At 62.0% G+C, this 26,003-nt stretch carries 26 protein-coding genes; 16 read left to right on the top strand and 10 right to left on the bottom strand.

Annotation, left to right across the window (positions count from 1 at the left end):
- Nucleotides 1-66 precede the first annotated feature (66 nt).
- The 4 genes from ABIE49_RS01850 to ABIE49_RS01835 all read left to right on the top strand — a co-directional run bounded on the left by ABIE49_RS01850 (nucleotide 67) and on the right by ABIE49_RS01835 (nucleotide 1,812).
- Entirely contained in the window at nucleotides 67-294 is a 228-nt protein-coding gene (locus tag ABIE49_RS01850; protein ID WP_354066543.1) for a hypothetical protein, read from the top strand.
- 57 nt (nucleotides 295-351) lie between these two features.
- Nucleotides 352-558, top strand: coding sequence for a hypothetical protein (locus tag ABIE49_RS01845; RefSeq protein WP_354066542.1), 207 nt, complete (start codon nucleotides 352-354; stop codon nucleotides 556-558).
- A gap of 753 nt (nucleotides 559-1,311) precedes the next feature.
- Entirely contained in the window at nucleotides 1,312-1,518 is a 207-nt protein-coding gene (locus ABIE49_RS01840) for a hypothetical protein (protein ID WP_192739780.1), read from the top strand.
- A 147-nt stretch (nucleotides 1,519-1,665) separates the two neighbouring features.
- On the top strand, nucleotides 1,666-1,812 hold the full coding sequence (locus ABIE49_RS01835) for a hypothetical protein (protein ID WP_192739781.1): 147 nt from the start codon (nucleotides 1,666-1,668) through the stop codon (nucleotides 1,810-1,812).
- An 85-nt stretch (nucleotides 1,813-1,897) separates the two neighbouring features.
- On the opposite strand, the gene ABIE49_RS01830 is transcribed toward ABIE49_RS01835, so the two are convergent.
- Nucleotides 1,898-2,116: a hypothetical protein gene (locus ABIE49_RS01830; RefSeq protein WP_192739782.1), complete on the bottom strand. Its 219-nt coding sequence runs from the start codon at nucleotides 2,114-2,116 to the stop codon at nucleotides 1,898-1,900.
- 232 nt (nucleotides 2,117-2,348) lie between these two features.
- Between ABIE49_RS01830 and ABIE49_RS01825 the strand changes: the two genes are divergently transcribed.
- Entirely contained in the window at nucleotides 2,349-2,528 is a 180-nt protein-coding gene (locus ABIE49_RS01825) for a hypothetical protein (RefSeq protein ID WP_192739783.1), read from the top strand.
- Nucleotides 2,529-2,677: 149 nt separating this feature from the next.
- On the top strand, nucleotides 2,678-2,875 hold the full coding sequence (locus ABIE49_RS01820; RefSeq protein WP_192739784.1) for a hypothetical protein: 198 nt from the start codon (nucleotides 2,678-2,680) through the stop codon (nucleotides 2,873-2,875).
- 73 nt (nucleotides 2,876-2,948) lie between these two features.
- On the opposite strand, the gene ABIE49_RS01815 is transcribed toward ABIE49_RS01820, so the two are convergent.
- From ABIE49_RS01815 to ABIE49_RS01795, 5 genes are all read right to left on the bottom strand, one after another.
- On the bottom strand, nucleotides 2,949-3,419 hold the full coding sequence (locus tag ABIE49_RS01815) for a Mov34/MPN/PAD-1 family protein (RefSeq protein ID WP_192739785.1): 471 nt from the start codon (nucleotides 3,417-3,419) through the stop codon (nucleotides 2,949-2,951).
- Nucleotides 3,416-5,143 (bottom strand): ThiF family adenylyltransferase, encoded by a 1,728-nt coding sequence (locus ABIE49_RS01810; RefSeq protein ID WP_192739786.1) that lies wholly within the window; start codon nucleotides 5,141-5,143, stop codon nucleotides 3,416-3,418. Before ABIE49_RS01810 ends, ABIE49_RS01815 begins: the two co-directional genes overlap by 4 nt.
- Complete coding sequence (locus ABIE49_RS01805; protein WP_192739787.1) at nucleotides 5,140-6,192, bottom strand: cyclic GMP-AMP synthase DncV-like nucleotidyltransferase; 1,053 nt, start codon at nucleotides 6,190-6,192, stop codon at nucleotides 5,140-5,142. Before ABIE49_RS01805 ends, ABIE49_RS01810 begins: the two co-directional genes overlap by 4 nt.
- On the bottom strand, nucleotides 6,189-7,124 hold the full coding sequence (locus ABIE49_RS01800) for a patatin-like phospholipase family protein (protein ID WP_354067377.1): 936 nt from the start codon (nucleotides 7,122-7,124) through the stop codon (nucleotides 6,189-6,191). The genes ABIE49_RS01805 and ABIE49_RS01800 overlap by 4 nt, the downstream gene beginning before the upstream one ends.
- A 307-nt stretch (nucleotides 7,125-7,431) precedes the next feature.
- Complete coding sequence (locus ABIE49_RS01795) at nucleotides 7,432-11,205, bottom strand: vitamin B12-dependent ribonucleotide reductase (protein ID WP_192739788.1); 3,774 nt, start codon at nucleotides 11,203-11,205, stop codon at nucleotides 7,432-7,434.
- Nucleotides 11,206-12,070: 865 nt separating this feature from the next.
- Here ABIE49_RS01795 and ABIE49_RS01790 point away from each other — a divergent pair.
- Entirely contained in the window at nucleotides 12,071-12,970 is a 900-nt protein-coding gene (locus tag ABIE49_RS01790) for a DMT family transporter (RefSeq protein WP_192739789.1), read from the top strand.
- 29 nt (nucleotides 12,971-12,999) lie between these two features.
- Here ABIE49_RS01790 and ABIE49_RS01785 read toward each other — a convergent pair whose 3' ends face one another.
- Entirely contained in the window at nucleotides 13,000-13,911 is a 912-nt protein-coding gene (locus ABIE49_RS01785; protein ID WP_192739790.1) for a DUF2189 domain-containing protein, read from the bottom strand.
- 558 nt (nucleotides 13,912-14,469) lie between these two features.
- Between ABIE49_RS01785 and ABIE49_RS01780 the strand changes: the two genes are divergently transcribed.
- The 7 genes from ABIE49_RS01780 to ABIE49_RS01750 all read left to right on the top strand — a co-directional run bounded on the left by ABIE49_RS01780 (nucleotide 14,470) and on the right by ABIE49_RS01750 (nucleotide 20,354).
- The gene (locus ABIE49_RS01780) at nucleotides 14,470-15,303 is read left to right on the top strand and encodes a cytochrome c oxidase subunit II (protein ID WP_192739791.1); all 834 of its coding nucleotides are present in this window, start codon (nucleotides 14,470-14,472) and stop codon (nucleotides 15,301-15,303) included.
- 75 nt (nucleotides 15,304-15,378) lie between these two features.
- Nucleotides 15,379-17,154: a cbb3-type cytochrome c oxidase subunit I gene (locus ABIE49_RS01775; protein WP_192739792.1), complete on the top strand. Its 1,776-nt coding sequence runs from the start codon at nucleotides 15,379-15,381 to the stop codon at nucleotides 17,152-17,154.
- Complete coding sequence (locus ABIE49_RS01770; RefSeq protein WP_192739793.1) at nucleotides 17,151-17,855, top strand: cytochrome c oxidase subunit 3; 705 nt, start codon at nucleotides 17,151-17,153, stop codon at nucleotides 17,853-17,855. Before ABIE49_RS01775 ends, ABIE49_RS01770 begins: the two co-directional genes overlap by 4 nt.
- 10 nt (nucleotides 17,856-17,865) lie before the next feature.
- The gene (locus ABIE49_RS01765) at nucleotides 17,866-18,588 is read left to right on the top strand and encodes a heme-copper oxidase subunit III family protein (RefSeq protein WP_192739794.1); all 723 of its coding nucleotides are present in this window, start codon (nucleotides 17,866-17,868) and stop codon (nucleotides 18,586-18,588) included.
- Nucleotides 18,589-18,597: 9 nt separating this feature from the next.
- Nucleotides 18,598-18,999 (top strand): cytochrome C oxidase subunit IV family protein, encoded by a 402-nt coding sequence (locus ABIE49_RS01760; protein ID WP_192739795.1) that lies wholly within the window; start codon nucleotides 18,598-18,600, stop codon nucleotides 18,997-18,999.
- A 33-nt stretch (nucleotides 19,000-19,032) separates the two neighbouring features.
- On the top strand, nucleotides 19,033-19,326 hold the full coding sequence (locus ABIE49_RS01755; RefSeq protein WP_192739876.1) for a GYD domain-containing protein: 294 nt from the start codon (nucleotides 19,033-19,035) through the stop codon (nucleotides 19,324-19,326).
- Nucleotides 19,327-19,439: 113 nt separating this feature from the next.
- Complete coding sequence (locus ABIE49_RS01750) at nucleotides 19,440-20,354, top strand: heme o synthase (RefSeq protein ID WP_192739796.1); 915 nt, start codon at nucleotides 19,440-19,442, stop codon at nucleotides 20,352-20,354.
- Between the two features lie 409 nt (nucleotides 20,355-20,763).
- Here the strand turns inward: ABIE49_RS01750 and ABIE49_RS01745 are convergent, their stop codons facing one another.
- A complete protein-coding gene (locus ABIE49_RS01745) occupies nucleotides 20,764-22,998 on the bottom strand; it encodes a CHASE3 domain-containing protein (RefSeq protein WP_192739797.1) in 2,235 nt (744 codons plus the stop codon).
- 14 nt (nucleotides 22,999-23,012) lie between these two features.
- On the bottom strand, nucleotides 23,013-23,420 hold the full coding sequence (locus tag ABIE49_RS01740; RefSeq protein ID WP_192739798.1) for a response regulator: 408 nt from the start codon (nucleotides 23,418-23,420) through the stop codon (nucleotides 23,013-23,015).
- Nucleotides 23,421-23,632: 212 nt separating this feature from the next.
- Here ABIE49_RS01740 and ABIE49_RS01735 point away from each other — a divergent pair, with 212 nt between their 5' ends.
- Nucleotides 23,633-24,496, top strand: a complete 864-nt coding sequence (locus ABIE49_RS01735; RefSeq protein ID WP_192739799.1) for a DMT family transporter — start codon at nucleotides 23,633-23,635, stop codon at nucleotides 24,494-24,496.
- Nucleotides 24,497-24,551: 55 nt separating this feature from the next.
- Here ABIE49_RS01735 and ABIE49_RS01730 read toward each other — a convergent pair whose 3' ends face one another.
- Nucleotides 24,552-25,208, bottom strand: coding sequence for a BA14K family protein (locus tag ABIE49_RS01730; protein WP_192739800.1), 657 nt, complete (start codon nucleotides 25,206-25,208; stop codon nucleotides 24,552-24,554).
- 268 nt (nucleotides 25,209-25,476) lie between these two features.
- Between ABIE49_RS01730 and ABIE49_RS01725 the strand changes: the two genes are divergently transcribed.
- Nucleotides 25,477-25,887 (top strand): NADH:ubiquinone oxidoreductase subunit NDUFA12, encoded by a 411-nt coding sequence (locus tag ABIE49_RS01725; protein ID WP_192739801.1) that lies wholly within the window; start codon nucleotides 25,477-25,479, stop codon nucleotides 25,885-25,887.
- Nucleotides 25,888-26,003 lie beyond the last annotated feature (116 nt).

Genomic DNA, 26,003 nt, shown 5'->3' with positions numbered 1-26,003 from the left:
CGCGCTGTGAGACTTGCGACTCCTTGCCGGAGGTGGTCATTTCGGCCCGGGAACGCGGAGGCTGATATGACACGAATTCTTTTGGCGGTGTTGCTGCTCGCCGGCTTTTGGGCGGCGCCGGCACTGGCGCAAACCAAGGTTGGCGACTGGGAGGTCGAGAAGCGCAGCGGAGACGATCATTGCAATGCCGCCCGCGAATACAAGGACAAGGATGACGACGACAGCCAGTACGTGATCGTGCTGAGCTACTCCAAGGACGCGATCGTGGTCGCGGTGATCTACGAGGGGTGGTAGTGGGAGAAGGTCGGCAAGATCCTGCGGGCCGATGTCGGCACCGACGACAAGGACATCATGAAGAAGGCGAAGTGGGAGGTCGTCGACAAGACCGCCGTCCGCGGCACCTTCGAATTCCAGCAATCGATCCTGGACGCGCTCGGCAAGGCAAAACTGCTGACGATCGATTTCGAGGACGACGAGGACAACAGCGTCGAAATCAAGATCCCCCGGATGGGCGAGGCGCTGGCCGCCCTGAAATTTTGCGAGGAGAACAAGAAGTAGGGGCGGGGCTACGCTCGCTGGCGTATCCGGTTCATCGAGTTCGCGTCGCCAGCCGTCAGCCATCACGCGAACAGCCCGGCGCCGGCCGGTTTCCGCCACGAAGTTCGGATATCAACGATTCGGTCAAACCGGCGCCCCTCAACCCCGCTATGGTTTGACTGGCCCGGCGTGTGGTGGGACGCAGCGTCGCGCGTCGGGCCACCTGATCATGGCAATGATCGCGCGGCGGCGAACGCGATTCAGGTAACGCGTGGACCGGATTGGAGCGAAGCGTAATCCGCCGCCTTAGCTTGATCGCTCTCTGAGCTACGGCGGATAGGTCGGCTTCAATGCGCCCTAAGGGCCTCGCCAGTGTGGGGCTGATGCACGAATGAGCGAAGCTTCGCCGCGAGCGTTAGGCAGCTTCAGTTGCTGGCCTCTTCAGGCCGTGGCTGCGACAAGGAGCGACACCAACGAACCCACGCCACAGACTGCCAGAATTGCCTCATACGAATAGTTCGACAATTCGGAAATAACACGCTCGGCCATGGCACACCTCACGCACTGTGATGATAGCAGGCTATCGAAGGTGGGGAAGAAGGGCTGTCACCCAGGCGCAACACCGACGAGTTTTCGGTCTAGTCACGAGCTGCGCTCTCGTGCCGATGGTGCGCAGGCGGGTCACAGTGTGATGTTGCTCACAGCGCCCGTCCCGGGCTCGCTCTAGTTAAGAGCACGGTCTGGATGATCCCGACCCCAACCTGGAGGCTCGTCATGCAGACCCACTCTTCACATTTGAACACGATGCCCGCTCTTACTGACAACGAACTCGACGCGGTGTCTGGCGGCTTTGTGTATATCGCCGTCATTGTAGGCTCGTTTGCTGTTGGAACGGGGATTCGGATGGGCCTCGACAAGATCACCGAGGGTGCAGAGGGCACGCTGAAGGGTCTCAGCATAAAGCCCAAGGGCGGAAAATAAGAGCGTCGCGCCAAGAGCGCTGCTTTAGCCCCGCCCTAACCGGCGGGGCTTTTCCTTTGTGACGCACGTCACGGTAAGCCTGATCGCCGCCCGGCATACTCGCTCCAGTTCAACGGCGCACAGCGCCACACAACACGGAGCGGGACAATGAAGACCGAGCAGGTTCAAGCGAGCGACAAAATCTCCGACGAAGCACTGGATAACGTCACCGGAGGACGCAAAGCCGGCGAAGGGCAGAAGGACTTCCTCGTAGTGACGATGAAAGAGGTCTTTGTGGCGAGCTATAGCCTTTGATCTGAAGCTTTCCGCGCTCGCTTTCATGCCTGCGAAAGCAAACGGCCCTCGCGTTGACGCACGAGGGCCGCGTCGCGGGTGCGGTTCAAGTGGGACCGACAACGGTTGTTGTGACGCCCTTTTCACCTTCCTTCCGCGAGGTGATGATAATCCCGCCGCCAGGAAGGTGAAAATTTCCTACCCACATCTGCTTGCCGTCATTGCACGTGATCCAGCCGTTATTGTACCAGCCGCCAGCGACCGCATCGAGTTCGCCTACAGACAGCGGCCGGATGTCTCCGCTTCTATTGATATCAGTGTTCACGATATCGCTCCTCCGGTGATCGTCGCGGGACTATCCCGTGACTGCCGGCAGCACATCTGATGCTTTGTCGAACCGCAGTGACGGCTGTCACATCTCGACCGATACGAGCGCGGCAGGGCGGATCAGCGAAGCGCAATCCGTCGCCATCGAACCGATCTCTTGAAGGTGTCGTCCAACAAGCGTTCCACTTCAAACCGAGGCCGCCGGAACGGGTCTCATGAAAGGAGCGACTATGAGCACGACCAAAAACCTGCGTAAGGACGACCTGATCGAAGTTCGCAAGCTGCACCTGGCAGCCGGTGGGCTCTCGAACGATGAACTCGCTATCGTGACGGGCGGCGGAACCACCCGCATCGTTTGCGATGACCATGTGGTGATTGGGACTCGCCCTAAACCACGCCCTACGAGCTGAAAATCCTTGCGAGCTTGGCCCCGCCCTGACTGGCGGGGCTTTTTCGTCGCGTGACGTTCATCACAGCAGCCAACCGAGCCTTCGCGTATTCCCTGATCCACGGCTGGCGGGAATGGTCTCGCCGCAGAAATCGATCAGGAGGACCTTCAATGAGCAATCACGCTTCCATGCTGACGGATAACGATCTTGATGCTGTTTCGGGCGGCAAGGATACGACCGTACGCTTCAACCTTTTCGGATTCAGGATCAGCATCAGCACGTTCGACACAGGAAACGGGCCGGCCACATGCACGACCGTCCGCACTCCCAGTGGGCGCACCAGCCATGACTGCACCGTTCCGGTGTAGCGCGGACTAGCGAAGCGTAATCCACCGCCTTAGAGAATCCGAAGCGGCGGGTTATGCTCTCGGCTCGAAACTCCTAGCCGATCGTGGCCCACGTACCATCGGTGGAGTGAAAGGATGCCCATAGTCCTTCCGGAAAAGGGGCCCGGCCCACGATTAAGAGCATGAATCCTGGAAGATGATGGGTGGATCGCCGAACCACCTCGGCGATACTGGTCAAGTCGTCTGGAGAGGGCTTTGGCGTATGTTCCGGATGGGTGTGCCAGTCGCCAACGTAATCCAGTCCTAGGGCATGGTGCTCGAATATTTCGGTCTGCTCGGAAGCGCGATGCGGCCAGAATGAAAACCGGCCTCGTCGATCTCTTACGCGAGGTCCGGTCGCCGTGGTGATCTCCCAGTCGTTTCCTCGAACTCGAGCGAAAAGTTGACCGCCGGCCTCCCGATGAAAGAATCGTCGTTGCCGATGCGCATCGAAAGTCGCGAGCGCTTGCGATCGGATGCGGACCGAGATTGGTCCGACGGAGAGCGCAAGGCCCGGCTCGCTCATCGGAATGTCCAATCGCCGCTGAAAAATCCACCCATCTCACCCGGTTGTCCTCGTCTTGCCACCCAGCCGCGGGCAACCGCCGCATCCGCCTCCCGAAATGCCACGGAATCCGAGAGCAACGAACGCCAAGCCGGCGTTCGTTCGATGCCACGCAAGGCGTCCACCGCCAACCTAGCTACCAGAGCTTGGGCGTTGGAGAGTTCTATCGCGCCGAACGGGGTGGATGCTCCGCCGCATTCGGGTGGCGGCGGCCTCCCGCCTGCAACAGCCGGCAATCGAAATTCTCCGTGCTCGTCAAAGCCGTCCGACAACTTCGGACCGGAATTTCCGATGAGGACGGCGTGAGCGGCTAGCGCGTGCGCCTCCATCCAACCGTACACGACCGATGCCTTTCGGTGGGCCTGCCTCAAGGCGTGTTCGACCGATGCGTCAGCCGCCCAGTTGCCGGTGCAACTGACGATTAGGTCTGCCTGATCAAGTATCTCGGGATGTTGACGCGCGAAGGTCGCAAACGTCATCTGATATCCCTCGACGAAGCCGATCAAGGGCAGATTGGCACGGATGGTGATGGCCAGCGCCTGAGCCTTTCCGTTGCCTACAAGGCGAGCCCCCAATTCGTGACGCCGAATGTTCTCCCACCCGAGGTACTCAGGATCGACGAGGTGAATGTGCTCGACGCCAGCCTGCGCGAGCAGGCGCACCACGCCCGAGCCGAGCGCGCCGCATCCCGCGATGACCACCTTGGCCGCTAACATCTGCTGTTGAGTGCCCTCCGGCAGGCGCGTCGACGAAGCATCCAATCTGCTGGTGGCGAGGCGCTCGACCAAAAAGCGCTCGAACAAGGTCTTAGTCGGCTCCTCTGTGTCCTTGATATCCTTGCGCATGACGCGCCGCCTTACTGGCTGCCCCGAAGGATCGAGCGGCCGATGGATGCGCACGGCTGCGTAATGTTCGCGGCCGGAAGGGGCCGTTCCGGCGAGAATGACGAACGCCTCTTTGGGATCGGTCTCGACGAGCTGCGCCAACAGATCCGTGCCACCTTGCGACCGAGAATGAACGAGCGCCCAGAGGTCCGCCGCAGAATCCGGATAGCGGTCAGGGGCCGGAAGGGGATCAATGGAGATGACCGCCGTCGCTCTGAGCGATTCCGGCGCAGTGCCTGTCAGGTTAGTCCAGAATTGTTTTGCAGCGTTCTTCCCTGGGAAGACGAAAGTTTGACTTTCCGTCCACATTGCGCGGGCAAGAGTCGTTTTGCGCGCTCCGCTGGAGCTTGGCAGGACCTTGACGCTCAAGCTCGCTCTGCTGGCCCAAGTCAACCAGTAGAGGCTGAAGTCGTTCTGAAAATCGTCGTCATGCTGTCGGGTCTCATTCTCGGAGAGAAGTTGAAAAGCCTCGGCGAGAGCGATCCGCAAGCTGCTGAGCGCGTTGCCTGGCACTGGCTTGGCTCCAAGGCAGAGCTTTCCGTCCTTCTCGACGTGCGGCTGCGCCTGCGCCCGCGTGTAGCCGACGAGGCAGATGCGTGCGGCGCTGAAGGGAAAGTCCGCGTCGACCTGGACCTCCAGCTCCCGTCCGCGCCACCTCAGTTGCCAGCCTTCCGACATGTTTGCCCGCAGCCCGTCCGCCGGGAGGCGACCACGGAAATCCTCGCCGAACTCGGCGAACCATGCGTCGAGTTCCGCGCGTGAGAAATCGGTCGCAGCCGTCACTTGAAGCGGGAGGTTCACGCGTGACGGCTCTCCTTCGACGCGTAGCGGGTTTCTCCCTGCTTGATCACCGCAGGTCCGCTGGCCTTCTCGACTTTGGATTTCTTGGAGGGGTCGGGTTGTTTGGAGAACCAGTCGGTGTAGAACAGGTTGTCCCAGGCCTTCATTGCTTCGTCGTGCGTGCAGTCGAACTTGTCGAGCACGTCGAGATGCTTCAGGTTCTCGTCGATCTTCTCCTTAAGAAAGGTGGTCTTGGGATCACCAGATTCGGCGAGATTCTCTTCCAGCACCGGATGCCGAACGATGCCGCTCAAGCTCAACCAGAGACTGATACCCCTCATCGCTTGCCGGAAGGCGTGGTCGTCACGTTCGTCGGATTGCACAAAGCTGTCGCAGACGAGCTTCGAGATCGTGAAGCCGCTCGCAACCTTGTCCGACCAGCCGTAGCGGCTGCGGGCGAAAGCCTTCACCAGTCGGACGATCCGTACGAACTGGCCGTCGTTGCCGTCGGCAGACGCGTCGGGCGATTTGCTGTCGTTCGCATCCTTGAACCACTTCGTGTTGGCGAGCGGATCGGATGTTTTCCACTTGTCGCCCGCGGCGATCTCGAACCACTTCTTCTCCGCGCCAGTGAAGGGATCGGTCGCGCTGTTCTCACGGTAAACGGGCACGTCGACGTGGTAGCCTTCCTGCTTGTAGTAGACCCGCACGCAGTTGATGCGGGGTTCGGGCTGGTCGGCGAAGCGCTTGTCCTGAAGCGCGTCGCTGACCATCTTCCTTGCGTCCTCGGGGGATTTGTCCTCGTCTTGATCGTTCTTCAGATTGTCGCGCTTGAAGTAGACGCCGTCGTCGACGTCGTAGTCGCCGCGATCGTGCTGGATCATGGTCTTCATCGCGTAGGAGCCCTGCGTGCGCGAACCGACAGCCTTGGGGCTGCCGTTGCGTTCGAGTCCTGACGTGAGCCTGTTGCGGTTGATCTTGGCCTTGCCGAAAATGTCGGCGCGGTCGTCTTTCGACATGCGCACCGCCGCGCGCTCGAAGCCCGCAATCTGTTCGCTGCAGTCCTTCATCTCGCTTCCTCCATCTTCACGCCGGTCTTGGGCATCGCGGGAAGGCTCATCATCAACGCCTTCACCATCTGGCCTTCAGGGTTGCTTGAATCGTCGCAGGCGCTCTTCGCCAGGTCCGCGTCATTACTCGCCTGTTGGATCAGACGGTTCAAAGCCTTCGGACGAGCATCATCGAGCGCGAGAAACTTCATCATCGACGCAGGTACGTCTTTGTTCGGAAATCGTAACCTGCGGACGGGCCGTCCCAGTTCGGTAAACTTGTTGCCGAGAAAGCGAGCCATGTTGTCGAACGCGAATTCCTGTGCGGTGATGCTGAGGCCTGCGGCCTCGGCGCCCATCTTCCAGCCCAGGATTGAGCGATGCACTTTCGATGGGGCGATGAGCTCGCCTTCCGGACGCGAGCATGTACCGAGCGAGTAGATCTCGATCGGTGCGCCTTTTGGAGCGCAGGCTAACGCGTCGACGAGACCGACCATGATGGGATTGTTCGCCCATAGACCGCCATCAGCAAACACTTGCATGACGCCGTTGTCCCCGTTGGGATCTTTCACCGCCGCCAGGGATCGGAAGATTGGGGCGGCGCTCGACGCCATGCACACGTCGACCAGAGGGTAATGGTCGTCACGTACGCCGCTCGCCGGTGTCTTTTTGAAAACCCACGAGCGATGACTGCTCATCGCGACAGCAGGAATAGAGAGCGAGATGCCGCGTTTATCGAAAACGTCGACCATTGTTGTACTCTTGAGCACGCAGGTTAGCGCCTCACGGAGCACTGCGTCGCCCTTCCGAACGTATCGTCCCCCGACGAACATGCGCCGAATTGCGCTGGGCGTGCCCTTGATACGATGCGGGAATATCTGGCGACCGTGTTCACTATAGAGCTTGACGATGTCGCTCATGGGACGGCCGACGGCGAGCGCGCTGGCAACGATGGCCCCGGTGCTTGTCCCAGTGATGAGATCGAAGCCCTTGCCGAGGTCGAGGCTTTCCTCTCGGCGCGTGCGGGCAAACTGGATGACTAGACGGTCAAAGAAAGGCTGCAGTGTAGATGCCGCGCATCCCGCCGCCGTCCAGACTCAGCACCCGGTAAGGCTTCACGGCATCCCACGGCGCACTCTCTACAACCACACTCATCCGACTCTCGTCTCAAAGTTGATTCATGATTCGTTCGGCTAGGCATTTCGCGGCGAAGCCGAAGTTCGCCGCGATCGCTGTTGTCGTTATCGCGAAAGAGCCAGCTCAGCTGCACCCCGTCGTGCTTCCACACGTATCGCACTTCATGCACGTCCCGTTGCGGACCAGCGTGAAGTTGCCGCACTCCGAGCACATCTCGCCTTCGTAGCCGCGCGCCTTGGCCTCGGCGCGGCGTTCGGCTTTGGTCACGGTGGGCTGGGCGGCCTGCGCCGCGCCGGCCTTGCTCCATTGCAGGGCTTCCAGCTTTTCTGTCGGCGACAGGTCGTGCTGGGCTTCCTGCTTCAGGGCGACGGCGCCTTCGACGGCGTCGGCTGCGCGGGAGGTGGCGCCGTGGGAGGCGAGCGAGGTGACGCGCGAGCCGCCTGTCGGCGCCTGGTCGTTGCCGGAGGAGACCGCGGTCGAGCCGCCGCGCATCACGACCAGATTATCCGTGCGCGAGCGGGTGAGGCCCTTGGACAGATACTTGGTCGCCTGGTGGCCGTGATCGGCCGGCTCCTTGCCTTCCTCGACGCCCTTGCCGAGCGCGTCGAAATTCGACTCGGTGGGATCGACATGGGCGAGGTCGAAGCGGCTCATGTAGCTGACCGCGAGCTCCCGGAACACGTAGTCGAGGATCGAGGTCGCGTACTTGATCGAGTCGTTGCCCTGCACGGGGCCCGCCGGCTCGAAGCGGGTGAAGGTGAAGGCGTCGACATATTCTTCCAGCGGCACGCCATATTGCAGGCCGAGCGAGACCGCGATCGCGAAGTTGTTGATGAAGGAGCGCAGCGCCGCGCCTTCCTTGTGCATGTCGATGAAGATCTCGCCGATCCGGCCGTCGTCATATTCGCCGGTGCGGAGATAAACCTTGTGCCCGCCGACGACCGCCTTCTGGGTGTAGCCCTTGCGGCGATCCGGCATCTTCTCGCGCTCGCGCATCACGACGATGCGCTCGACCAGCTTCTCCACGATCTTCTCCGAGACCTGCGCGGTGCGGGCGGCCATCGGCTTGTCGTAGTACGCGTCGGTCGCATCATCCTCGTCGTCATCATCGCTGATGAGCTGCGAGTTCAGCGGCTGCGACAGTTTTGAACCGTCGCGGTAGAGCGCGTTGGCCTTCAGCGCCAGTTTCCAGGACAGCAAATACGCGGACTTGCAATCCTCGACGGTGGCGTCGTTCGGCATGTTGATGGTTTTGCTGATCGCACCCGAGATGAAGGGCTGCGAGGCCGCCATCATGCGGATGTGGCTCTCCACGGAAAGGTAGCGCTTGCCGATCTTGCCGCAGGGGTTGGCGCAGTCGAACACGGGATAGTGCTCGGCCTTCAGATGCGGTGCGCCTTCCACCGTCATCGCGCCGCAGATGTGCACGTTGGCGGCTTCGATCTCGCGTTTTGTAAACCCGACGGCGGCGAGCAGGTCGAAGCCGGGGGCGGCGATCACTTCCGGCGCGAGCTTCAGCGTTTCGCGCAGGAATTCCTCACCAAAGGTCCACTTGTTGAAGGCGAACTTGATATCGAACGCGGTCGGCAGCGCGGCTTCCACTTTTGCCAGGGCTTCGTCCGTAAAACCCTTGGCCTTCAGGGTGGAGACGTTGACGCCGGGCGAATTGGAGAGCGAGCCGTGGCCGACGGCATAGGCCTCGATCTCGGCGATGTCAGCTTCGCGGTAGCCGAGCGTGCGCAGCGCCACCGGGACGGCCTGGTTGATGATCTTCCAGTAGCCGCCGCCGGCGAGCTTCTTGAATTTCACCAGCGCGAAGTCAGGCTCGATGCCTGTGGTGTCGCAATCCATCACGAGGCCGATGGTGCCGGTCGGCGCCACCACCGTGGTCTGCGCGTTGCGGTAGCCATGGGCTTCGCCCAGTTGCAGCGCGAGGTCCCAGGCGGCCTTGGCGCGCTCGACGATGTCGGTCTGCGGCACGCTGGCGTAATCCAGCGGCACCGGGTTGACCGCGAGGGCCTCGTAGCCGCGGCTTTCACCATGGGCGGCGCGGCGGTGGTTGCGGATCACGCGCAGCATGTGCGCGGCGTTCTTCTTGTAGCCGGGGAAGGGGCCCAATTCCTTGGCCATCTCGGCCGAGGTCGCATAGGACACGCCGGTCATGATCGCGGTCAGCGCGCCGCACAGCGCGCGGCCTTCCTTCGAGTCATAGGGCAGGCCCATGGTCATCAAGAGGCCGCCGATGTTGGCAAAGCCGAGGCCCAGCGTGCGGAACTCGTAGGAGAGTTCGGCGATCGCCTTCGACGGGAACTGCGCCATCATCACGGAGATTTCCAAGACGACGGTCCAGAGCCGACACAAATGCTCATACGCCTCGACGTCGAAGCGCTTTGTCGTGGTCGAGTAGAACGTGATCAGGTTCGCGGACGCCAGATTGCAGGCGGTGTCGTCCAGGAACATGTATTCCGAGCACGGGTTCGACGCGCGGATGTCGCCGGACGCCTTGCAGGTGTGCCAGTCGTTCATGGTGGTGTTGAAGTGCAGGCCGGGATCGGCCGACGCCCAGGCGGCGTGACCGATTTTTTCCCAGAGATCGCGGGCCTTCAGCGTCTTGGTGATCTTCTTGCTGGTGCGGCCGATCAGATTCCAGTCGCCGTCGGTTTCGACAGCGCGGAGGAAATCGTCCTTCAGCGAGACCGAGTTGTTGGAGTTCTGGCCGGATACCGTGAGGTAGGCTTCCGAATCCCAGTCGGTGTCGTAGGTCGGGAAGTCGATGTCCTTGTAGCCCTGTTTTGCAAATTGGATCACGCGCTTGATGACGTTGTCAGACACCAGCGCGCGGCGCGCGAGCTTGATCTCGCGGCGCAGGGCAGGGTTCTTTTCCGGGTCGAAGCAGTCGTCGCCGGAGCCTTCGCAATTGACGCAGGCTTTCAGCACGGCTTTCAGGTGCTTCTGGTTGATCTTGGAGCCGGTGACCAGCGCCGCAACCTTCTGCTCCTCCTTCACCTTCCAGTCGATATAGGTCTCGATGTCAGGGTGATCGGCGTCGACCACGACCATCTTGGCCGCGCGGCGCGTGGTGCCGCCGGACTTGATCGCGCCCGCGGCACGGTCGCCGATCTTGAGGAAGCTCATCAGGCCGGATGAGCGGCCGCCGCCGGACAGGCGCTCGCCTTCGCCGCGCAGGCGCGAGAAGTTGGAGCCGGTGCCGGAGCCGTATTTGAACAGGCGGGCTTCGCGGACCCAGAGGTCCATGATGCCGCCCTCGTTGACGAGGTCGTCATCGACGCCCTGGATGAAGCAGGCGTGCGGCTGCGGATGCTCGTAGGCCGATTTCGACTTCGTGAGTTTGCCGGTCTTCCAGTCGACGTAATAGTGGCCCTGGCCGGGGCCATCGACGCCGTAGGCCCAGTGCAGCCCGGTGTTGAACCACTGCGGGGAATTCGGCGCGACCATCTGCTTGGCGAGCATGAAGCGCAGCTCGTCGAAGAACGCCTGCGCGTCTTCTTCGCTCGAGAAGTAGCTGCCCTTCCAGCCCCAATAGGTCCAGCAGCCGGCGAGGCGGTCGAACACCTGCTTTGCCGAGAGTTCGCTGACGAAGCGCTCGTTCTCGGGCAGCAGGGCCAGAGCCTCGGTGTCGGGCACCGAGCGCCACAGCCACGAGGGCACGGTCTCTTCCTCGACCTTCTTCAGGCGTGCGGCGACGCCGGCTTTACGAAAATACTTCTGCGCCAGCACGTCGGAGGCGACCTGCGACCAGAATTGGGGCACCTCGACGTTTTCCAGCCGGAACACGATCGAACCATCGGGATTGCGGATCTCCGATGTCGTTAATCTGAAATCAATCCCTGCGTAGGGTGACTGGCCTTGAGTCGTGTTGCGCCGTTCGATTCGCATGGTCGTGCCCCGTCTTCTTCTGACCGGTCCGCTCTACCGCGGGTTCCGGAATGTTATCCTTGAGCGGACCTCCCGAACCATGGCTGCCATCGGGACTATAAGAATAGCCCGGGCAACCCTGATCCCTTGATCCGCAGCTCAACCGGTGAACCCGGTCTGTCTCTCTGGCGGCAGGACCCGGCTTGCGCCGGCCTTTCCGCGGCACGTCCTAAGAAGGGCCCGCCGGGCCTTCCAGGTCATGCAATCAACGCCCCAACGCTTCACTTGCCGCGTCACTCTGGGCCTGTTCCGGCCCGTTTTTTCGGGCCTTGCGGCCCCGTTTTCGCGCCCCGAACTACCCCCCTTTTTTGAGGGCAAAAAGTCCTCTCCCGCAGCCTTAACCGGCGGGCGGAGTGGTCGTTTCGGAACCCATTTGGGATGACCGGCGGGGACCCAAAACACACTCGCGCCGAACAGGAAGAAAGCTAGGCCAAGTCCGTTACGCCCGTCAAGGACTAGTACGAGTTCCTGAATCAAATACTAAATATGGTGGAAAGAGGGGGATAACAGGGGGTGATCTCGCGCCTGTGATCGGTCCAAGTATCAGTGAGTCCTCACAGATTCGACAAGGAAAAAAATGTTCAGGGCCTGTGGAGCGAAGGCTTCTCCCGGCTGTTCACAGGACAAGTATTTATTCGCGTCGTCCGGGCCTTCCGGGATTGCGCTTTGGAGACTCACGTAAGGCTACGGAGAACTCCACCCTGACATGCCGGCGAGCCGGTGGTCGCGGGCCCCGATAAGGGCCAAAGTCGCCGCCGATTCCCCCGGCTGATTCTTGAGCCGATTCTCTTTTCTCCGATTCCTTTTCGCTCCTTGCCGGTCGTCCATGACAGATCCTGTGCCACCAGCCGCGCGTGCGCGTATCGCACCCGCCGGCCTCATGTTCCTCGCCATCACCTCGGTGGGCTGGGGCTTTAACTGGCCGGTCACAAAATTCCTGCTCGGGGAACTGCCGCCGCTGACCTTGCGCGGTGTCACCGGCGTGATCGGGGCCTTGCTGCTGGCGGCGCTGGCGCTGGGGCGGGGACAGACGCTGCGGGTCGACCGGGCGCTGTGGCCGCGGCTGCTGCTGGCCGCAACGCTCAACGTCACCGGATGGATGGTGCTGATGGGGCTGGCGCTGCTGTGGCTGCCGGCCAGCGAAACCGCGCTGATCGCCTACACCATGCCGGTCTGGGCATCGCTGTTGGCCTGGCCGGTGCTGGGCGAGCGGCCGACTTTATTGCGCACGGTCTCGCTGGTGATGGCGTTCGCGGGCTTAGCCGCCATCATGGGCGGCAATGGGGTAACGGCATCCGCCGCCAAGCTGCCGGGGATATTGATGGCGCTGGCCGGCTCGATGGGCTTTGCGCTCGGCACGGTGCTGGCCAAGAAACTGCCGCTCGACATGCCGCCGATCCCGGCCGCCGCCTGGCAGATCGGGCTCGGCTGCTTTCCGGTCGCGATCGTCGGCCTCGCGATCGAGACCACGGATCTCGGCAAGGTCAGCCAGATCGGCTGGTGGCTCTTGATCTATTCCACCGTGATCCAGTTCTGCATCGCCTATGTCAGCTGGTTTGCCGCGCTGTCGCGGCTGCCGGCCTCGGTCGCCGCGATCGGCACCATGGCGGTGCCGGTCATCGGCGTAGTGGCCTCGGCGGCAGCCCTGGGCGAGCCGCTGGGCCCGGTCCAGGTCGCGGCGCTGCTGTTCACGCTGGCGGGCGTGGTGCTGGCGACGCGGTCGTAACGGCTCACAAGCCTCGTATTACTTGTCTCTCACTTCTCGCGGCTCCACGGGAACAGATTGGCCGGGAAATCCGCCGCGTAGCGGTGTCCTTTGCGCAGGTGGGGTTCTTCCTCCTGTGGAGGATTGGGATCCGGCTCCACCACTTTCCGGTACAGATGCCAGGTGGCATGACCGAGCAACGGCAGAACGACGGCCAGTCCAACGAACAGCGGTAGCGAACCGATCACCAGCAGCGCCGCGACTATCAGCCCCCACGCGGCCATCGCAACCGGATTTTTCATCACGGCCCAGATCGAGGTCCGGATCGCGTCTATCGCCGTCGCATGCCGGTCAAGCATCAACGGAAACGATACGACACTGACGCACAGCGCCACGACCGCGAACAGAAAACCGACGCCGCACCCGACGATGATGAGCGACCATCCTTCCGGCGTCGTCAGCACGCGCGTTGCGAAGTCAGGGATGCTCGCAGCCGGAGCGTGGCCGAAGATTGAAACGTAGATGGCGTTCGCGACCCCGATCCAGGCTCCGAACAGGACGAGCAGGAGAACGCCGAGTTCGATCATGGCGCCGAAAGCCGGCGCGCGCAGCACGTGAAGGGCTTTCGATACGTCGACTTCCTCGCCGCGCTCGCGGCGACGGCTGAGCTCGTACAGACCAATCGCGGCAAACGGCCCGAGCAAGGCAAACCCGGCTGCCAGCGGAAACAGCAGAGGCAGTACCGAATAGCCAAGCACCATCCTGAACAGGGCAAGACCGAGCACGGGATAGATCACGCACACGACCACCGCGTGGCTTGGCATTGCCTTGAAGTCTTCCCAGCCCAGGCGCAGCGCCTCGTGCAGGTCGGACAGTCCGATCTTGCGGATCGGATATGTGGCCGCGTCCCCGAATACGTGGCGTCCAACTCTTGCGATGTTGTCGGAATACAGAGTGGCCATCGACGCACCTCCCGTGCTGAAAGTCGCGGCGGTGAAACGACGCGAGTTTCCAAGCACACGTGTCCGCCGCTATGTGCGAGAAACGCGATCGAGCCGAGTGCGGCAAACCCGAGGTCAACGAAGAGGAGCTTAGCCGGACGAAACTTGTCGCGACCTGCGCATCCAGATTAACGCGATTGGGATTAGGCAGCGCTCACGGTTCGGTGAAGTGTGCACGTTCGCGGTCATTGGCTTAGTCATTTGGTGCGTTGCGTCATCATCAAACGGCCGGGTGACGCGCGCTTGCTTGCAGCATCTGTCCGACGCACCCCGACGAGGTAGTCCGATATTGATCTATTGACGCGTGGCTCGACGCGTACCATCTTAGGTTCCGACGCCCCGGATCTGATGGTTAGCGGTCGTAACGTGCGCTCCGTGCCACGTTTGGATGTCGCGACCGGTCATATGGGCGAGGCAAGACGCACTGCGATGGCGCATGTGAAGTCGGCCATCGAGACAGGTGTGAGCTCCGCCCTTTAATCCGTCTCCGTTGCCTTGAGTGGCAAGGAGGACTGAAGGATGGTTGTCGCACTCATACTGCTTCTGGTCGCAGTCGGCTCGGTGCTGTTTCACATCTACAGCCCGTGGTGGTGGACGCCGATCGCCACCAACTGGAGCTACATCGACCACACCATCAGCATCACCTTCTGGATCACCGGAGCGGTGTTCTTCGCGGTCATCGCCTTCATGGCCTATTGCGTCTTCCGCTTCCATCACAAGGAGGGAAGGCGGGCAGCCTACAATCCCGAAAACAAGAAGCTCGAATGGTGGCTCACCATCGGGACTGCGGTCGGCGTCGGAGCCATGTTGGCGCCGGGCCTGGTTGTCTGGCACCAATTCGTCACGGTTCCGGCTGACGCCACCGAGATCGAGGTCATGGGCCAGCAGTGGCAATGGAGCTTCCGCCTCCCGGGGAAGGATGGCCGCATGGGCACAACCAACGTCCGCAACATCAGTCCCGATAACCCCATGGGCTTGAATCGCGACGACCCGAATGGACAAGACGACGTCGTGATCGAAAGCGGCGACTTGCACCTTCCGATCGGGAAGCCGGTCAAGGTTTTGCTCCGCTCCCTCGATGTTCTGCACAATTTCTATGTGCCCGAGTTCCGGGCCAAGATGGATATGGTTCCAGGCATGGTCACCTATTTCTGGATGACCCCGATCCGTACCGGAACGTTTGATGTGCTCTGCGCCGAGCTATGCGGCGTGGCGCACGCGCAGATGCGGGCCAAGGTCATCGTCCAGGAGGTGAGTGAATATCACGCCTGGCTGGAGACGCAGAAGACGTTTGCAGAACTGTCAGGCCGAAAGGCCGTGACGAAGGCGACGTACAAATCCGGCGGCAACTAACAAAGCGCCGCCGCGAAGATCGATCGGGCGCGTGAACTCATCGCCCCCGATGGAAACGACCAAGGAGGGTTTTCTATGGTCGACGTCCCATATGACGCACGCGCAGACGCGCCGCCTGCCGAAGTGCCGGAGGTTGAGCTCTATCATCCCAGAAGCTGGTGGACGCAGTACGTCTTTTCGCAGGACGCCAAAGTCATCGCCATCCAGTACTCGCTGACGGCGTCCGCAATCGGGCTGGTGGCGCTGGTGCTGTCGTGGCTAATGCGACTGCAACTGGGATTTCCCGGCACGTTCTCCTTTATCGATGCAAGCCAGTACCTCCAGTTCATCACCATGCACGGCATGATCATGGTGATCTATCTGCTCACGGCGTTGTTCCTGGGAGGTTTCGGCAACTACCTAATCCCGCTGATGGTCGGCGCCCGGGACATGGTTTTCCCCTATGTGAACATGCTGAGCTACTGGATCTACCTGCTCGCAGTCCTGGTGTTGGCGTCGACCTTTTTCGTGCCGGGCGGGCCCACCGGCGCCGGCTGGACGCTCTACCCACCGCAGGCGGTTCTCTCCGGTACCCCCGGGCAGGATTGGGGCATCGTCCTCATGCTGGTCTCGCTGATCCTGTTCATCATCGGCTTCACCATGGGCGGGCTGAATTATGTGGTGACGGTGCTGCAGGCGCGCACACGCGGCATGACGCTGATGCGGATGCCGTTGACGGTGTGGGGCATCTTCACGGCCACCGTGATGGCGCTGCTGGCCTTCCCGGCGCTGTTCGTCGCCTCGGTCATGATGCTGTTCGACCGTCTGCTGGGAACCAGCTTCTTCATGCCGGCACTCGTCGAGATGGGCCAGCAGATGAAGTATGGCGGAGGCAGCCCGATCCTGTTCCAGCACCTTTTCTGGTTCTTCGGTCATCCGGAAGTCTACATCGTCGCCTTGCCGGCCTTCGGCATCGTTTCCGATCTGATCAGCACCCACGCGCGAAAGAATATCTTCGGCTATCGCATGATGGTCTGGGCGATCGTGGGAATCGGCGCTCTCAGCTTCGTCGTATGGGCGCACCACATGTATGTGAGCGGCATGCATCCGAAGTTCGGGTTCTTCTTCGCCACCACGACGCTCATCATCGCCATCCCGACCGCCATCAAGGTCTACAACTGGGTGCTGACCCTGTGGCGCGGCGACATTCATCTCACCGTCCCGATGCTGTTCGCGCTTGGTTTCATCATCACGTTCGTGAACGGCGGGCTCACGGGCCTCTTCCTCGGCAACGTCGTCGTGGACGTGCCGCTGTCGGATACCATGTTCGTCGTCGCGCATTTCCACATGGTGATGGGCGTGGCGCCAATCATGGTCGTGCTCGGCGCGATCTATCATTGGTACCCCAAGGTCACCGGGCGAATGCTGGATGACTGGATGGGCAAGTTTCATTTCTGGGTGACGTTCCTCGGCGCCTATCTGATCTTCTTCCCCATGCATTATATTGGACTGCTCGGCGTTCCGCGCCGGTATCACGACATCGGCGACACGTCGTTCATCCCGTCATCGACCCATACGCTGAATGCCTTCATCACCGTCATGGCGTTGATCGTGGGCTTCGCCCAGATGGTATTCCTGTTCAATCTTGTCTGGAGCCTGTTCAGGGGCAGGCCGTCGGGCGGCAATCCATGGCGGGCGACAACACTGGAGTGGCAGACGCCGGAAACCCCGCCCGGGCACGGCAACTGGGGCAAGGAGCTCCCGGTGGTCTACCGGTGGGCGTATGACTACAGCGTGCCCGGTGCCGCGCAGGACTTCATTCCGCAGAACCAGCCGCGGACGACGCCGGCCGTGCAGGGAGCTGCGCCGTGAGCGCCATCATCCTGTTCATGGCGGTCATAGCGGTCATCGCCGGATGGTGGCTCTCGCAGCAACGGCTGACGGCCAAACCATGGCTGGAAGAAGGTTCGATCGACGATTTCCCGGGCACGGGTGCAATCGCCCTGCCGGCGGCCAAGATCGGACTGGGCGTGTTTCTCGCGGTCGCCGGCTCGCTGTTCGCACTCTTCATCAGCGCTTACTCCATGCGCATGAACATGGCGGACTGGCGCACGATGCCGGTGCCTTCGCTGCTGTGGTTCAACACGGGCGTCCTGGTCCTGAGCAGCGTCGCGTTGCAATGGGCACACGTCGCCGCGCACCGGAACAACATGGACGGTGTGATCGTCGGCCTCTGCGCAGGCGGCGCGTCCGCGGTTACATTCCTGATCGGGCAAGTGCTGGCGTGGCAACAGCTGCGCGCAGCGGGTTATTTCGTCGCGTCCAATCCGGCCAATTCCTTCTTCTACATGATGACCGCGGCGCATGGGCTGCACCTGATGGGCGGCCTGGTGGCGCTCGGCAGAGCGACTGCCAGGGTGTGGCGTGGCGCCGAGATGACGCAGGTGCGCCTGAGCGTGGAACTCTGCACGATCTACTGGCATTTCCTGCTGTTGGTCTGGCTGGTCTTGCTCGGCCTGCTGACGGGCTGGACGGACGATTTCGTCGACATCTGTCGCAGGTTGCTCACCTAGGAGAGACCGGATGGCAGACACTGTGCTGACAAACCCTGGAGAATCGCCCGCGCGGGCCGCCGGCTTGCGGGGCATAGCCGACGACTGGTCCTCGGATCAGCGCGCGTTCAAGAATGTCTCCTGGGGGAAGGCCATGATGTGGATCTTCCTCCTGAGCGACACCTTTATCTTCAGCTGTTTCTTGCTGTCCTACATGACCGCGCGAATGTCCACGACGGTGCCGTGGCCGAATCCGAGCGAGGTATTCGCTCTCACGATTGGCGGGCATCATATTCCGCTGATCCTGATCGCCATCATGACCTTCGTCCTGATCTCCAGCAGCGGAACCATGGCGATGGCCGTCAATTTCGGTTACCGCCGCGATCGCGTCAAAACCGCCGTCTTGATGCTGGTCACAGCGGCGCTTGGCGCAACGTTCGTCGGAATGCAGGCCTTCGAATGGACCAAGCTGATCATGGAGGGCGTACGGCCCTGGGAAAACCCCTGGGGCGCGGCGCAGTTCGGCTCGAGCTTCTTCATGATCACCGGCTTCCACGGCACTCACGTGACGTTCGGTGTAATTTTCCTGATCGCCATCGCGCGAAAGGTCTGGCGGGGAGACTTCGACGTCGAAAGGCGCGGCTTCTTCACGAGCAGAAAGGGACACTACGAGATCGTCGAAATCATGGGCCTGTACTGGCACTTCGTCGATCTGGTGTGGGTGTTCATCTTTGCCTTCTTTTATCTTTGGTGAGGTCGGCGCATGACAAACGTGGCGGTACATCTGGAAACACAACACCCCTCGCTGCACGCGCATGTGCATGACGTGCCCGCATCAGGTGCCACGCACGCAGAGGGCCAGCAGCACCCGATCAAGCTTTATCTCGTGGTCTGGGGATGGCTGTTCGTCCTCAGCGCCTGCTCCTATCTCGTCGACTACTTTCACTTCCAAGGCTATCTCAGATGGTCGCTGATCCTGCTGTTCATGGTGTTGAAGGCCGGCTTGATCGTCGCCGTCTTCATGCACATGGCCTGGGAGCGGCTGGCCTTGAGCTATGCCATCCTGCTGCCGCCGGTGCTGGTGCTGGTGTTCGTGGCGATCATGGTGTTCGAATCCGACTACACGCACCTCATCCGGGTCCTGTTCTTCGCGCCTTCGACGTAGGCGCCGTTGCCTCGTGCCAAATGGAGGATGGCCATGACCACATATGTCATGCTTGCAAACTGGACCGAGCAGGGCATCCTGAAGGTGAAGGACTCGCCAAACCGTCTGGACGCAGCAAAGAAAGCGCTCACGGAGATGAGCGGCGAGTTCAAGTTCTTTTTCCTGACCATGGGCGACTTTGACATCGTCGCGATCTACGAAGCTCCTGACGACGCCGTGGCGGCACGTTTCAGCCTGCAAATGGGCATGCAGGGCAACATCCGGACGCGCACGCTGAAAGCGTTTCCTGAAACAGCCTATCGGGAGATCATCAAATCGCTGGGCTAGGCGGCACAAGGGTGTGCTCGTTAATTTTTTGCAAAGGGTTCTTTCAGGACGATCGCATCGTTTTTTTACTAGCAGACGTCGCCATGTCGCCGGCAAGAGGAGGCATTAATCTCATGCAGATCAATCGTTCGATTCTCCTTCGCGGGAGCTACGCCGGCATCGTGGACTATGTCGCGCTGACGAAGCCGCGCGTCATGTCGCTGGTCGTCTTTACCGCACTGGTTGGTCTTATGGTCGCGCCAGGCGACGTCGATCACTTTGCCGCTGCCGTTGCTCTTGTTTGCATAGCTGCCGGAGCGGGCGCCGCAGGTGCGCTCAATATGTGGTACGACGCCGACATCGATGCGGTGATGGCGCGTACCGCCATGCGCCCGATTCCCAGCGGCCGTGTATCGCGCCCGGAAGCATTGGTTTTCGGATTGATGCTTGGAAGCTGCGCCATTCTGGCTCTCGGCACATTGCTGAACTTGGCCGCGGCTGCGCTGCTGGCTTTCACAATTTTCTTCTATGTCGTCGTCTACACGATGTGGCTCAAACGCCGTACACCGCAAAACATCGTCATCGGCGGTGCGGCTGGCGCACTCCCTCCGGTGATCGGCTGGGTTGCGGCCACGGGAAGCGTCGGGATCGAGCCGCTCATCCTGTTCCTGATCATCTTCCTGTGGACGCCACCTCACTTCTGGGCATTGTCGCTCAATCTTGCCGGAGAATATGCCAGAGCCGGGGTGCCGATGTTGCCGGTCGTGGCCGGCAAGGCCGAAACAAAGCGCCAGATTCTTCTCTATAGCGTTGTTCTGGCTGCAACCTCGCTGACACCCTGGGCATTGGGGTTTGCCGGCGCCATCTATGGCGCGGCGGCAGCGATGCTTGGCGCGATCATGATTTTTCTCGCATGGCAGGTACGTCGGAGCGACGACGGCAAGGAAAGGCAGCCCGCTCGTCGCTTGTTCGTGTTCTCGATGCTCTATCTGGTCCTGCTTTTTGGGGTGTTGCTGATGGATGCTGTTCCGTCCGTTCAGTCCCACTAGCCAACGTCTGATCGAACAAAAAAGGCCCCTGATCGCTCCGGGGCCTTTGGAGCATTGGCGAGGCTAGAAACCGGACCCCGACACCAACAGAATTGCACCGATCACCATAAGGAGAATGCCGGGCCAGTTCGTTGCCAGACCCAGGAATCGGAGGCTGCGCCGTGGCGGCTCCAGAGTGCCGCGAACCGGCCGGGAGGAGTCCGGGCCGCTAAGCGATCCCCGCCAAATAGCGGTGCGTACCATGTACAACATACCGCCGAGAACGAGCAGCGCGCCAAGTCCCATGAGGAACATTTTCGCCTCTCAGTTCATGGTTGCCACGTACAACAGAACCAGGATTCAAGCGCCAGGTGGTAGGATTCGTTCCTACGCGGCGATGAGTTCTGATTCAATCTGAACCGATAAGCCTCTAGTCCAGCGCCTGGCGGATCATTTTTGCCAGTTGCGACTTGCGATAGGGCTTGCTCAGCAGCAAGACGCCGGGGTCGAGCCGTCCCTGGTGCACGATCGCGTTGTCGGTATATCCAGAGGTATACAACACTCTCATACCGGGCCGGTGCTTGACGACTTCGTCGGCGAGCTGCCTGCCGGACATGCCGTTGGGCAGGATCACGTCGGTGAAGAGCAGGTCGAATGGCAGGCCGTTTTTCACGGCCTGCAGCGCCGAGGGACCGTCTGCGGTATCGAGGGTCTGGTAGCCGAGGGTCTGCAACTGCGTGGTGACGAAGTTGCGCACCAGATCATCGTCCTCCACCACCAGGATGGTTTCGGCGCCGCCGACCAGCGGGGCGGCCGCAGCCACGGCCGCCGGCGCCTGGCCGCGGGCGGGCGGCAGATACAGCTTGATCGTGGTGCCGTGACCTTCCTCGCTGTAGATCCGGATGTGGCCGCCGGACTGCTTGACGAAGCCGTAGACCATGCTCATGCCGAGGCCGGTACCCTTGCCGACTTCCTTGGTGGTGAAGAACGGCTCGAACACCTTGTCCTGGGTCTCCTTGGACATGCCGGTGCCGGTGTCGCTGACCGCCAGCATCACGTAGGGGCCGGGCAGCACGTCGGGATTGGCCTTCGCATAGGCCTCGTCGAGCGTAACGTTGCGGGTCTCCAGCAACAGCTTGCCGCCTTCGGGCATCGCATCACGGGCATTGATCGCCATGTTGAGCAGCGAGTTCGCCAGTTGCGAGGGATCGATATGCGCGGCCGCAACCTCCGGCTCGAGGATCGAGTCGATCTCGATGTGTTCGCCGAGGGTAGGGCGCAGCAGCTTGGCGATGTCGAGGACGGTGCCGTTGACGTCGATATTGCGCGGCTGAAGCGGTTGCCGGCGCGCGAACGCCAGGAGATGCTGGATCAGCTCGATGCAGCGTTCCGCTGCCACGTCGATCAGCTCGGCGGTTTTCCGCAGCGCCGGCTGGTCCTCGAGTGCGGCGACCAGCCTTTCGGTGGTGCCGGTGATGACGGTCAGCATGTTGTTGAAATCGTGGGCGACGCCGCCGGTCAGTTTGCCGATGGCATCGAGTTTTTGCGACTGCTGCAGCTTGCGCTCGATTTCGCGCGTCGCGGTGATGTCATGATAGAGCAGCGCCGCGCCGCTGATGGCGCGCGACGCGTCGCGCAGCGGCCGGCCGCTGATGACGAGGTGAACCGGCGCGGTGCCGCTCTTGGGCCGCACCACGATTTCGGTGGCGTCGAACTCCTCGCCGCGCAACGCACGCGCCGCCGGCATCTCGCGGGTGGGCAGCGGCGTGACGCCATCGGCACGAAAGACGGTGCTCAACTGCCGCAGCAGTTCAACGGTCATGCCCGGACGGTAGCGCAGCATCTTTTCCGCGGCCGGGTTGGAGAGCAGCACGCGGCCCTTGATGTCGATGACGAGCACCGCCTCGGCCATGCTGTGAAACGTACTCTGCATCACCTCGGTCGAGTGCCGGAGTTCCTCGTGCGCGGTGACCAGGTGCCCGGTACGTTCGGCGACCGCAGCCTCCAGCGCCTCGTTGGTGGCTCTGGTTGCAGTCAGGGAGTCTTGCAACTCACGGCGTGACCTGCCGGTCGAGCGCGTAAGGACGGTCGCCAGGATCAGGATCAGCAGCACGCAAGCCAGGTCAACAGCCAGCAGGAAGCCGCCGTTGGCTTCGGACTGGGTGCGCCGGAGCGTGAGACGCCTTCGCTCTTCGGCGACGGTCTTTGCCAGATTTTCGCCGATCGTCTCCGTCGCCTTGCGGTCCTCGTCATTGGCCAGCAATGCGGCGATTCTCGCCTGGTCGCCCGCATTCTTGAGCCTGATCAACTCGCCGCCCGTCACGATCTGGCGGGCCACCTGGGCCTTGGCTTCCTCGATCAGCTGGGTTTGGCCGGGATTGCCCTCGACGGTCTTGATCAGGTCATCGAAGGCCGGCAGGATTGCGTCACTGGACTCGTTATATTCCTTCACGAAGTCCGGGTTGCCGGTGAGCGCAAAGCCGCGCGCAGCGCTTTCGGCGCGGCGCAGCAGCGGCCGGATATCCGAGATCCTCTTCAGCACTTCCAGGGCATGGTCGACCGAAGCCGTGTCGGCCCGCGACTTCAGGTCGAGACCGATGGAAGCAGCACCGATAAGGAGGAGGATCGCGAGGCCGATTCCGAGGATGATACGCTGCGAGAGCATTGACGCTTTTATTTTCATCTTTTCGAGAGGCGCGCAGACTGTACCGGTTTCGTGAGGCATTCGTGGACGCTGGTCAACAGTGCGTTGGGCGTGAACGGCTTGCGCAGGCAGCATGCCGCGCCGAGTTCGATGATCAACCGCAGCAAATCGGGCTCGCGGTCGGAATTGGCGAAGGCGTAGCCCGACATCGCAACGATCGGAACCTCGGGCCGGCGCTCGTGGAACGTCCGAATTGCTGCAAACCCGTGCATGTGCGGCATGAAGACGTCGATCAGCATGACGTCGAAATCGGACGCTTCGAGCGCCTGCATCCCGGCCTCACCACCATCGGCAATGGTGACCTCGAAACCCTGGCGCTGCAGACAAACTTCGATGGCAACGCAAACCACCGGGTCGTCATCGACCACGAGAACGCGCGGCACGAGGATTCCTTTTGCTTGGGCTGCAGTCGGCGACTCGCAAAACCCCTGATGAGGATTAAGGCGGAACGTCGACTAGCCGTCTGTATGATAGGGTGCATATAAGATTTGCCTAGAGGCGAATTCGGTAGTCTGTGTCAGAACAAGAACAAATGCGTCCCCGGTTCCGGATCTAACCCGCCGTGTCCATACATCGTCCAGCGGGTCATCCCCGAATGTCGCCGCTCGGCCTCATCGTCCTGTCGATTGCCTCGGTGGGCTGGGGCCTCAACTTCCCGATCATGAAACATCTGCTGACGGAGTGGCCGCCGCTGTCGTCGCGCGGCCTGTGCGGCATCGTCGGCGCTGCAGCCCTCGCGTTGATCGCGCTGGCGCGGCGGGAGACGCTGCGCGTTCCCAAGGGAATGTGGCTGCGGCTGTTGCTGGTTTCCACGTTGTCGCTGGGCGGCTGGGTTGCGTTCATGGGACTCGCATTGTTGTGGCTGAGTGCCAGCGAGGCCGCGGTGCTCGGCATCTCGATCCCGGTCTGGGTGGCGTTTCTGGCGTGGCCGATCCTCGGCGAACGTCTGTCGCTGCTACGTGCGCTTTCCCTGACGGTTGCGCTGGCCGGCATCGCGGTGCTGATCGGCGGCAATGGCTTTGATGCCAGCGTGGAGAAGCTGCCGGGAATCCTGTGCGCGCTGGCGGGCGCCGTCTGCGTCGGGCTCGGCACCGTGCTGACCAAGCATTTTCCGCTTGCGATGCAGCCCTTGTCGCTGGCCGCCTGGCAGATCGGCCTCGGCTGCCTGCCGATCGCGGTCATCGGGCTCGCCGTCGAACAGCCGCAGCTGGCGGCGCTCTCGGGGATCGGCTGGGCGTCGATGGTCTACATCACGCTGATCCAGTTTTGCGTGTGCTACGTCTGCTGGTTCGCCGCGCTGGAACGGTTGCCGGCGGCGACCGCGTCGATCGGCACCCTGCTGGTGCCGGTGGTCGGCGTGGTGGCGGCGGCGGCCATGCTGAATGAGCCGCTGGGCTTGCGCGAGGTCGCAGCCCTGGTGATCACGCTCGGCGGCGTCGCGGTGGCGCTGCGCGCATGAAAAGAGCGGCGCATCGGAATGCGCCGCTCTTCCAATTCAGATTGACTGGCTCGCGTTACGGGCAGGGATGCCGCTGCCCGTCATAGCCGAGATAGGTTTGCGACCGGACATCGTAGGAGCGATATTTCGCCCTGCAGGAAGCAACCGTGTCGCCGCCGGGGACCACCGCCACCACGCCGTCATCGGCATGTTCGTCGCCGTAGTAGTAGGGATCGTTGTAGTAGCCGTAGCTGCTGCCGTAATAGCCAAGCCCGCTGCCGATAACGGCGCCGGCTGCGAAACCGGGGTAGAAACCGCCGTGGCGATGTCGATGATGATGGCGATAGCCACCGCCTTGATAGACGCCGCCACCGCCGCTAAACCTCGGGCCGGGGGCCACACCGCCGCCGATGACGCCGCCGCCGCCGCCGCCACGAATGCCGCCTGCCATCGGTGGGGGTGCACCGCCGCCGCCGCGGAAGCCGCCGCCACCGCCTCCGCCAATCACCGTTCCGCCGCCGCCACCGCGGAAACCACCGCCGCCGCCACCGATAGCCGCTCCGCCGCCGCCGCCACCACCGATAGCTGCTCCGCCGCCACCGCCACGGCCGCCGCCACCACCTCCGCCACCAGCGCTAGGCGGGGCCTGCGCGAAGCTTGGGTTGGGCAGCACGGTCGGTGCAACGAGTGCCGCGATCGCTGCGGCAGAACATAAAACTTTCAAACTGATCATTGTCGGCTCCATCTCCGGGATACGGGCCTAACCATTTCAGGAGAAAGGCGTTCCCGAGCCCGCGCACCGATCGTGCGCAGCGCTTAGCCTGCCAGATCGGAACTGCATCAGGGATGAACAGGTCGTTATGATTCCGCGACAATTCGACGCCAAAAACAGGCGCAAATGCGGTCCGGCCAGATATCGCCGCAATCGGACATCGCATCTGGACAATCCGGCCCGCCGATGGCATCACGGCGTCACATTTTCTCGAACCGGCCGAGCCCTCATGAAGCAGTTTCTGCTCAAATTCTTCACCTGGTGGAACGGCCAGACCTTCGGCACCCAGTTGTGGACGTGGCGCTTCGGCGAACTGGTCGGTCAGGACGAGCAGGGCAACACCTATTATCGCACCAAGGGCGGCAAGATCGATCCGACGCTCGGCTTCCAGCGGCGCTGGGTGGTCTATAACGGCTATGCCGAAGCGACGAGGGTGCCACCGTCATGGCACGGCTGGCTGCATCACACCGTCGACGTCGCCCCGACCGAAGAGACCTACACCCCGCGCGAGTGGGAAAAGCCGCACCAGCCGAACCTGACCGGCACATCGGCGGCCTACCGTCCATCCGGTTCGACGCTGGCGAGCGGCCGCCGTCCGAAGGCGACCGGCGACTACCAGCCCTGGACGCCGGGAAGCTGATAGACAGCTGATTCACCGTTATGTTGTGAGCGGACCACCGCGCGGCAAGGCGCGCGTCGTGAACGCAGATGCGTCGTTCGCCTGTGAATAACGGGAACAGCGGGGACATCGGCCGC

Origin of the sequence: Bradyrhizobium sp. OAE829 (assembly GCF_040546575.1) — a bacterium.
GTDB lineage: Bacteria > Pseudomonadota > Alphaproteobacteria > Rhizobiales > Xanthobacteraceae > Bradyrhizobium.
The sequence above is the reverse complement of the archived record's forward strand: the minus strand, read 5'-3'. Positions and strand labels throughout refer to the sequence as shown.